This window comes from uncultured Gemella sp. (assembly GCF_963515875.1).
In the GTDB taxonomy this organism is placed as follows: Bacteria; Bacillota; Bacilli; order Staphylococcales; family Gemellaceae; genus Gemella.
Window position 1 is genome coordinate 1 of record NZ_CAUPZX010000055.1, and the last position, 10,597, is coordinate 10,597.

General features: G+C 32.0%; 7 protein-coding genes. 2 read left to right on the top strand and 5 right to left on the bottom strand.

Annotated features, from left to right (window positions below):
* The first annotated feature begins 293 nt into the window (after nucleotides 1-293).
* Both RWL85_RS07940 and RWL85_RS07945 read left to right on the top strand, forming a co-directional pair.
* Nucleotides 294-860, top strand: a complete 567-nt coding sequence (locus RWL85_RS07940; protein WP_314086870.1) for a 5-formyltetrahydrofolate cyclo-ligase — start codon at nucleotides 294-296, stop codon at nucleotides 858-860.
* Complete coding sequence (locus RWL85_RS07945) at nucleotides 835-1,590, top strand: class I SAM-dependent methyltransferase (protein ID WP_314086857.1); 756 nt, start codon at nucleotides 835-837, stop codon at nucleotides 1,588-1,590. Before RWL85_RS07940 ends, RWL85_RS07945 begins: the two co-directional genes overlap by 26 nt.
* A gap of 136 nt (nucleotides 1,591-1,726) precedes the next feature.
* Here the strand turns inward: RWL85_RS07945 and tnpA are convergent, their stop codons facing one another.
* From tnpA to RWL85_RS07970, 5 genes are all read right to left on the bottom strand, one after another.
* Entirely contained in the window at nucleotides 1,727-2,191 is a 465-nt protein-coding gene (tnpA, locus tag RWL85_RS07950; protein WP_314086859.1) for an IS200/IS605 family transposase, read from the bottom strand.
* 177 nt (nucleotides 2,192-2,368) lie between these two features.
* Entirely contained in the window at nucleotides 2,369-2,635 is a 267-nt protein-coding gene (locus RWL85_RS07955; RefSeq protein ID WP_314086861.1) for a UPF0223 family protein, read from the bottom strand.
* Nucleotides 2,636-2,643: 8 nt separating this feature from the next.
* On the bottom strand, nucleotides 2,644-3,318 hold the full coding sequence (locus RWL85_RS07960; RefSeq protein WP_314086862.1) for a response regulator transcription factor: 675 nt from the start codon (nucleotides 3,316-3,318) through the stop codon (nucleotides 2,644-2,646).
* A 104-nt stretch (nucleotides 3,319-3,422) separates the two neighbouring features.
* Entirely contained in the window at nucleotides 3,423-3,791 is a 369-nt protein-coding gene (locus tag RWL85_RS07965) for a VanZ family protein (protein ID WP_314086864.1), read from the bottom strand.
* Nucleotides 3,792-4,258: 467 nt separating this feature from the next.
* Nucleotides 4,259-9,922: a putative Ig domain-containing protein gene (locus tag RWL85_RS07970; protein WP_314086867.1), complete on the bottom strand. Its 5,664-nt coding sequence runs from the start codon at nucleotides 9,920-9,922 to the stop codon at nucleotides 4,259-4,261.
* Nucleotides 9,923-10,597: the final 675 nt, after the last annotated feature.

A 10,597-nucleotide genomic window follows, 5' to 3' on the forward strand; every position in this document is an offset into this window, starting at 1 on the left:
TTTCTTAAAATTTTGATTATACTTGTACATACATTATTATAAAAATTCTAAAAATAAATATATAATATAATCAAGGAGTATATAAGCATTTTTATAGTTAAAAACCATATTTGTTTTTATATTAACTTTCTTTAAAGCTATAACAATAAAATTCATATTACAGATATAATGTACTTTTTCTCATTTACATAATCTCACAACACTGTTACTTTATTCAATATTCCCGAACATTAGAAATTAATATAAATATACAATTTTTGATTTTATGATATAATACACTTGAGGTGAAATTCATGAAAAAAGAACTTAGAAAAAAATTTATTACTGAGAGAAACACGTTATCAGAGAGCTACAGAGATTCTGCCAGTAAAAAGATATTTGAAGCAATAGAAAAGCACAAGGTTTTCTTACAAGCGAAAAAAATATTTATTTTTGTTGGCTTCGACACAGAAATTCAAACAGAAATTCTCATAAAAAAATGGATAAATAAAAAGGAATTGTTCGTTCCAAAAATCGAGAACAACACAATGCATTTAATACAAATTACATCTTGGGAGGACTTAGAACGCGGTCATTTTGGTATATTAGAACCGAAACACTCTAACTATTACACCGGTAAAATCGACTTAGTCATTACTCCTTCTATAGTTTTCGACAGAAATGGCTATCGCCTTGGCTATGGAAAAGGATATTATGATAAATATTTTTCTTTAAACAATTATGACATTAGCATTGGATTATCATACGACAAACTTCTTCAAGAGACTGTTCCAATTGACAACCATGATAAGGCTGTAGACATAATAATAACCGAGGAGAAAACACTAATAATTAATGAAGAATATAATAGTAACAACTAGCGTAAAAACAACTAAACAACTTGATTCCTCTGCAAAACTACTAGCAGACAAATTAACACTTCAATATATCCCTAGAAACAAAAAAACTATTAAGCAACTACTATCAATAGCTACAGGAGTTTTAGTTGTCTATAAAAATAAATTGAGTTATTATGAAAATGACTCCGAGCTTTTCTTTCACTTAGACACCACTGCTTTAAAAATAAAAAATTCAGACAATGAACCTCTACTAGAGATAATCAACGATGAAAAACAAGACGTTCTTGACTGTACAATGGGACTCGCTGGAGATAGTGTATTGCTAAGTTACTACAATCACAATGTAACATCGATAGAAAAAAATAAGATTATATATTTAATCACGAATACCGGTCTAAAAGAATATATCTCTAAAAATGAAAAAATCAACAACGCTATGAAGAAAATTACAACTTATAACTGTGATTGCCTAGATTTTTTAAAAAATAGCTCAGACAATTCTTACGATATAATATACATAGATCCTATGTTTTCCCACAACATCGCCGAATCAAACAACCTAGATGGAATCACTACTCTCGCTGAAACTTCATTTCCATTCGACAGTTTTATTATAGAAGCTTGTCGTGTAGGAAGAAAAAAAATTATTATAAAGGCTCATTTTAAAGACGATATATTTGAAAAATATAATTTTACAAGAATAGTAAGAAAAAACACAAAATTTCATTATGGATTTATTGACATAAAATAATGACCACCCCTGAAAAGGGGTGGTTTTCTCTTCGGGTATAACCCTTTGTTACTAACACGCACCTCAAGGCGCTGGCTTTCACATTCGTTCAAGCCCTATTGTATTTTGACGCCCGCTACCCGTTAAACGGGGTTATTTATTTTTTCTTATTTCCAAATGGATTTGTATATTCTTTGGTTGTCAGTCTATCTATTGCAATATCATGCGATTCTTGTTCTCTGATATATTTTCTTATTGTACTTTCATTTAATCCTACAGTATTTACATAATATCCTTCTGCCCAAAACTTTCTATTTCCATACTTATATTTCAAGTTTGAGTGCATATCAAATATCATCAGTGAACTTTTCCCTTTCAGATATCCCATAAAACTTGATACACTGTACTTCGGTGGTATTGATAACAGCAAATGTATATGATCTGGCATTATATGTCCTTCTATTATTTCTACCCCTTTGTACTTACATAACCTCTGTATTATATTTACTATGTCTATTTTATATTGATTAAATTCTATTTTTCGTCTATACTTAGGTGTAAATACAATATGGTATTTACATAACCACTTTGTATGCGATAAACTATTATGTTTATTTGTCATAATTAAAATCATCCTTTCTTTATTTTAGAGCTTGAACTACTCTTATTTTATCAAGAAAGGATGATTTTTCAATTGTTTAACTTTTATCTCGCACCCGCATAGCGGGTGGTTTTTTGTTTCGGAGACTTCGCCTCCTCAACTGGCTAAAGCCTTTAATAAAAAACCAAAAACTAAGCATTAAAGCTTAATTTTTGGTTTTTCATTCTTCATTTCTTTTACCGCTAGATATCCATCATACCCCGTAATTTCTTTAAACTCACGATATAATGAATTTTCTTCTGATTTAGCTCGGACTACACTTTTAAATTCTTTATATGTTGATTTAAATTGTATTAATTCAACTCCTGATAAATAACATTCCTCTATTAAATCTAAAAATCTAATAATTATAGTTATTTCCTCAGTATTATATAAAGTGTAATCTATAGGATAATTAAATTCCATACTTGTACCTACTCAAAAGTATATCCAACACCACGAACAGTTCTTAAATTCTTATCATAACCAATTTTTCGTAGTTCTTTTCTAAGACCTGAGATATAAACCTCAATCGCATTAATAGTCGTTTCAGAATCAACACCCCATACACGATCAAATATCTCTTCTTTTTCTAATACTATATTATTATTGATTACAAAGAATGATAATAGTTCAAGATACTTTCCTTTAACAGTGTCTAATGTACCAGCATTAGCAATAACTAATTCATTTTTTAAATCTAATACTAAATCTTTATATGTAATTTCGTTTTCGCCTTTCAAATTACTTTCACGTTGAAGTAAATTAGACATAGTCGTCAGTAAAAGAGAAGCATCCGCAACACGTGGTAGATATTCTGTTACTCTATGTTTCATAACTCTAGCCTTTTCTTCAGTTGATTCAGCTATCGTTATCACAATTACTGGTATTTTATATTCTTTTTCTTCACGAATATAATCTAATAAATCGATTCCACCCATTCCTGGTAAAATACTGTCAGCTATTACAAAATCATATACATTTTCATCAACAAGTCTTTGTCCATCTAATCCATTATAGCAAACATCAGCATCAAATTTCTCTGCAATTGCAGCTTTTAGCGATGCAGCTAATAATTTATCATCTTCTACAATAAGCGCTTTAAGCATTAATAACTCCTCCTTATATTTTCAATTTAGTTTACCTAGGTTATTATTTTATAACTTTTCTAAAAAAAATACAACTAAAATACAACTGAAAACTAAAATTTTTTTTAGATTTTTTTGATTAATGTGTAATATAAGATACCAGAAAGCAATATTCCAAAAAAAGCTCCACTTCCATCTATCAAAACATCAACAACATTTCCATCTCTACCATCTACAAAGGTTTGATGAAATTCATCGCTAGCGGCATAGAAAATAGAGAAAATTAAACTCACAAGTGCAGTTCTCTTAAAATTTTTACATTTATTATTTTTCAATAATAAGTTTGAAAAATAAGCAAACGAAAAAAATCCTAGAGTCAAATATTCACTAAAATGACCTAATTTTCTTATAACTAAATTGCTTGAAATCTGAGATGATTCCGAACCTACCTGGTTAGAAAATAAAAATATGGCAATACATACCAAGATTAACATTATTAATGAAAAGTATTTTTTATATAAAAGTTTAATAAAATTTCCCCCTTAGTATTTAATTTTATATTTTTTTCCTACTTTCTATCATACCACATTATTTTAATAATTGGTAATATTTGTAAGTAAAATAATCAAAAAAATGCATTTTAATTTATACTAACCATCCAAAAAACATAATATTTCCAAGAAATTACAGATATAGTTACATTTATCTTCATTTATTATAAATAGAAATTTAATTTCATAAAGCTCAAGATTATAAATTTCTATAAATTTCAAATCTTCTAAATATAAATAAGGGATGACTCGTAAATTATGATTTCATTCTAATCAATTTAATCGAGACATCCCTTTATAATTAGTTTTGCAAAAGAGTTTTTAATACTAATTGCGTGATTAACTAGTCGCTAAATACTAACTTTTTGATAAACTTATTTTATTAAATTTAACTACTAAAGTATATCATTTTAATTTTCTTTTTTTCTAAGCAGATAAAGCGCAAGTAATACCGTGCTTCCTAAGAAGACTGATGTATCAGACTTCCCTTCACCTGTCTTAGCTAACATTCCTTTACGAGCATCCACTTTAATACTGTCTATAGTAGGTACTAATTGTTCTGGATTTCTCGTTAGAACTTGAGGTTTGTCTTCACGTGGTTGCTCTGGTTTATCACCTCTTGGCTCTTGTGGTTTATCTTTACGTGGTTGTTCCGGTTTGTCCTCTTTTGGTCCTTGTGGTTTGTCTTCACGCAGTGTTACTGGTTTGTCTTCTTTTGGTTCTTGTGGTTTATCTTCACGCGGTGTTACCGGTTTGTCCTCTTTTGGTCTTTGCTGTTTATCTTCACGTGGTTGTTCCGGTTTGTCTCCACAAGTACAGTTACCATCTTTACCATCTTTACCATCACGACCATCTTTTCCATTCTTCACTACGAACTCTTGCTTAGTTCCGTCTGAATTTGTAATAACAATAGTACGCGTTCCATCTGCATTTTCTTTTGTAGTAATCGTAGCTGATTTACCATCGATTCCATCACGACCATCTTTTCCATCTTTACCATCGCGTCCATCTTTTCCGTTCTTCACTACGATTTCTCGTTTTGATCCATCTGGATTTATAATAGTAATTGTGTATGTTCCACCTTGATTTTCTTTTGTTTCAATTGTAGATGATTTACCATCAATTCCATCACGACCATCTACTCCATTATAGATATCTTCCTCACTGATCACAGTATCTCCAGCAGTATATGTTAAACTATTATCATTATCATAATAAACCGTAATATGAACCCCGATTGGTTTAGCTGTCGGTTGCGATGTTGGAGTAGAGTCCACACTTCTTGCTCTTCTTGCGCGTCTAGGTTGCGCTGGATAAATTGGTTTCAATTCAACTCTTGGTGCACGACCATCTTTACCGTTTTCTCCATTTTTAACTGTTGTTGTGATTGGTTCTTTACCATCTGGTTGAGTAATTGAGATTGTATGACTTCCGTCTGGATTTGTTACAATACTAACTTCAGGTGTGAAGCCGTCTTTTCCTTTGTCGCCCTTATCACCTTTTGATCCGGCTACTCCATCTTGACCGCGTTCCCCTTGAGGACCTTGTTCGCCCTTGTCCCCTTTTGGTCCAGTTGCTCCAGTTTCACCTTTTTCTCCCTTAGCTCCAGCTGCCCCATCCTGACCATCTTTTATCACGGATGTTCCTAGAACTGTATCTGTTCCTTCGTCAAACTGGTTATTTGCATTCTTATCGCTATAGAACGTCAATGTCGTTTCTTTCGTAGTTTCATCACGAGCTACTTTAACTTTTGGAGTTTCTCCGTCTTTACCATTTTTGATAATTGTTTCGACTGGTTGACCATTCGGTTGTGTAATTTTAATCGTATGGGTTCCATCATTGTTTTCTTCCACTGTAACTGTCGGTGTTGGTGGTGTTAAGTCTACAACATCTATCGTAATATCTTTTGTAATAGACTTACCTCCTGCACTTGTTACAGTTATTGGAATGTCAAATGCTCCAGCTACTGTCGGTGTTCCTGAAATAGTTTTACTTGCTTCATCATACGTTACACCCACTGGAAGTTTTGTTTTATCAAACGTTAATGTGGCACTCGCTGGTACTGCAAACGTAATTGGACGAAGACCAGTTTTTCCTAGTGCAATCATTTGACGATCATTTTTGATGTCTAATGATACTGGATCATCTACTACTGTTACGGTGATAATTTCTTCTGCGCTACCTTTTCCTAAATTCGGTGAATCGATAGAAGCTTTCAAGCGAATTTTGTATACCCCAGGCTTGGTTGGAGTTCCACTAATTGTATGCGTTGCAGAATTATAATTTAATCCTGCAGTTGATTCAAGGTAAGAATCTATATCTCCTTCTGGTAAATCTACACTTAAATAACGAGCCCCTAAGTTTGAATGTTCACTGTGCGAAACAACCATACTTTTAATAGTCTCACCAAGTCGAATAGTTTGCTCTTTTTCTGTAACATTAATACTTACCGGAAGTGGGCGAACATTAATTTTAATATGTCCCCCATCAACTGGTGATTCTGCCATTTCTGGGAAAGTAGCCTTATATGGAATTAAGTATTCTCCCACTTTAGATGGTGTACCTGAAATAGTTTTTGTTGCTGAATCATAAGTAACTCCTGGTGGTAATTGACTTGTATCAACATCTAATCTTGCTTTAGCATCTGAAGGAGTTAAAACTACATTGTCTATAGCAGTTAAAACTGTCTTCTCTTGTTCCTTATTATCAACACCTACACTTAAATCACGTGACGTTACATTTATCGTTAACGTTGCACTTGCTGTTGAATTTCCACTAATCGTTGGACTTGTTGCTGTAAAGGTTGCTGTATAAGTACCTATTTTTGTAGGAGTTCCTGAAACTGTTTTAGTTGTAGCATCATAGTTTACACCTGGAGGTAGTGAACCTGAAGTTATCGATAACACCGCTCCATCTGCTTGGAGGTTAATCGGTGACAGTTCATCTAAAGCTTTTACTGTTTTTGTATTATCAGGAATAGAAAAGTTTAGCGGTACACTTTTTACTGTGATATTTACATTAGCATATGCATACTGGTTATTCCCCGATTTATCAGTTCTATAAACATAAGCATATGTTTGGAATGTCCCTACTTGAGTTGGTGTTCCAGTTATAGTTTTATTATCCGCAGACCAATTTAAACCTCTTGGTAAACTACCGCCTGTGTAACTTACACCTACATTTGCAGGAATCTTAAGAGTAATCGGAGCTATTTCATTACCTGCTGTAAACGTGTAATTAGCCGTTGGAACATTAAACTCACCTGGAGTTACTGTAAGGTCTACTATTTTAGTTTTTGACTCTCCATTTTTGGTAGCCGTAACTGGAATTACATAATGTCCTTCATACTGCCCAGTTCCTGACAAAGTCTTACTATTTCCGTCATAGTTTATTCCTTCCGGCAACTTAGTAGAATCAACTGTGACTGTAGCCCCTTCTGTAGCTGTTATCACCATATCAGCAAATTTAGTTCCTTCTGATACCGTTTGTTTATCATTAGAAACCTCTAAAGATAAATCCGTTACTGGTGAAGCATTTATCTCATAAGTAAACTTCGTCTTAATCTGACGACTTTCACCTGCATTATTCATATACGTAGCAGTAACATAAGCTGTTTGAGGTTTATCTGTTTTCTTTAAAGCGTATCCCACTATCCCTGTATTATCCGCATTAGGACTTAGCTGGATATAGTCTCCCTCTGATTCAACCGTTAAATTCGTAATCTTACTTCCATTTGTCATTGAAACAGGAATATTTGGAATTGCTTGACCTTCAGTCCAAGTCTGATCACCAATGGCATTTAGTCCATCCATTACTTCGAAAGTAAATTCTCGTACAGGAGCATCTTCTCCATAGTGTCCATCCTTAGCTTTCGCTGTAATCTTATGAACACCTACAGGTAAGATTACCCCGTTTCCTTTTGTAATCTTGTATTTAGTTAGGTCATCTGTTCTTCTTGTAATTGTAATTCCTTCAGGTGCTGTTATATCTATTAACTCCGCATTCTCTTTATTTAATACTAAGTCACCCAGCTCTTGAGTTTCTGATTTTTTTTCAATTGCCACTGGAATAGGATTTTCAACTTGATAAAGCTTATCTGCTTTAAGTAGTACATCGGCATGAGTCAAGTAATAATTCAATCTATTATTTACATCATTAGCTACCGCACGTTCTTCGGTTCTAACCGGAACCGTAAATATTTTCTCAGTTCCAAAACTATCCGTCGTTTTAAACTTAATTACAAAGTTTTCTTGCTGTTTAGGAAGTTTTGTAAATCTTACTCGGTAAGGACTTTCACCTATCTCATTAGAACGAACATTCCAATTATGAGATTCAAGTTTAGAAATATCAACTAGTTCATATGCTACATCAGGATTTTTATCTAATCGTTCAAACTTATCAAGCCTAACCTTATCCTGAGCAACAGAACTATCTGTAAAACGCAATCCAAATTCAGTATAATAATGAAGAGTATCTTTTTTAGCGTCTTTAATTGTTCTTCTAACGTATGGATTTCTTAAATAATTGTAACTTTCAAAATAAGAACTATAGATTTTCGGATTATAATAATTGACATTTTCACTATCATATCCTATAGCATAACCAAAGGTTGTTGTAGGAATAACCAAATTATCTCCTGAAGCATCTGCAGCACTACGAGTTAAAACATAAGAAGAGTATCTGTATGTGTTTATTTCAAAAGTTCCAGGATTTCTAATAGTTAGCGGTATACTCTTTTCATATTGACCGTCTTTAGAAACTAAACCAATATTATAAGTCCCTTCCTTAATAGTCTTATCCAAAGTTATTTTTCCTGAAATTCTTTGGTTGGTAGAATCGTAAGTTAACCCTAGATCTTTAGCTCCTTGAGTTAATTCAACTCCTTCCTTAGGATCTATACGGCTAGTTCCTGTTTTATAACTTAGTGTTATTTCACGACCATCTTTGGTAACCCTGTCATAGCCAGTCTCATTCTCGACAGTGATATAAGGTAATTCATTAACCGATTTCACTACTAGTTCTATTGTATACTCTTTACCTTTAAATGTAAAACCAGGATGATAAGTACCGGGTTCTATAGTATTTCCTATTCGAGCTCTAAACTCAAGAAATCCGTCGTAAATTCTGCCAAAACCTAAGTCTTTAGCATCCTTATTCAGCTCAAACTCTCGAACAACATCATAATCATTGTAATATTGATTTCCATCTTTTTGTGAATCAACAAATTCTTTTGATACTAAGAATTTTACTTCAGTAGATTCATTAGCTAAATATGAATATATTGTTTTAGTCATCGAATCAAATACTGTTGGAGTCGAAGTTGTCTCCGCCTCCAACCTATAACTAACTTTCCCTGAATGCCCTGCTCGTCTAAGCTCTAAGTATAGTACCTCAAGAGCCGCTTCTATAGTTCGCACACTGTTATTTAATTCTTCTAGAGTCGCTTTATCTTTTGTCAAAAGTTGTTGTGCTTTATTCTCTTCTTGCTTAGAACTCTCTAAATTTGTCGTTAATTTAGTTCTAACTTCTGCACTAACTTCTTTTCCTGCTATATATTTTTCAGCTTCTTGGCTAACTGCCTTAGATTCCAAAAGTCTATTTGATAAAGTATCCTTAGCTTCTTGAACTTCTTTTTTCTCTAAAGATTTTTTATCTTCTTTTGCTTCCGAAGTTTTGTCTGCTTCTTTTTCTTTCTTCTCTGTAGATTTTTCAGCCTGTTTTTCTTTAGCGTCTACTTTATCGGCAGTCATCTTATCAGCATTTTCTTCAGATTTTTTTGGCGTTCCTAAATTCGCAGAATTTAGATTTTCTTCTGATTTTGATTTTGTTTCTACGTTAGTCGAATTCTTAACTGTACTACCTTGTTTTTTACCTATAACCTCATCTTTTGTATCTTTAGGTTTCCCGGTTGATACATCGGCTACCTTATTCGCTACCTCAGTACCAACAACATCTCCAGCTTGCACTTCTGGAACGTCTGACATAGTACCCACATAAAACTGTGCAGCAAGAACCGATGCTACACCGACACTAAGTTTACGTATTGCATATTTCTGTCTTTTTTCTAACTTCATATAATTAAATAATCTCCTTCTATAAATATATTTCTTTAATTCTTCTTACATATAGATAATAACTAATAAAAACTTAAAAAGCTCTGAAGATTTATTATACCTTAAAGATAAATTCTTTATTATTTAACTTATCACTATAAACTCAATAAAAAGCTATTAAATTCTAGATATTCATTATCTCTATTACACATAAACAATACTCCAAAAGTATACCACGAATTATGATCCTAAGTAAATATTTTTAATATAATTTTAATACAAATTTAATATAATTTAATATTTGGCTTTAAATTATTATAATCTTACTAAGTGCTAATTAGAGAGTTTTTTCCTTTGCTTTTTATTTAAAATCTTCCACTAAATAACTTTAGAAAATAAAAATATAATAATTTAAGTTAAAATGATAACATACTTTTTAAATTGTATTTTATTTCGATAAGTTTATCCCATATATTTATTATTAATACTAATATATCTATTTTTAATTTTATATATTAAATGATTTTAATATCAAAATTCTCTTTAAATCTTATTTTTTTATTGCTTTAAAATTTCTTTTAATCTATTTTCTAACAAAAAGGTACTATATTATGATATAATATAAGAAAACGAATTCAAAAAATGGAGGTCTATTATGCCACGTATAGTTGCTAGAGGATTTAAAAAAGAAGATTT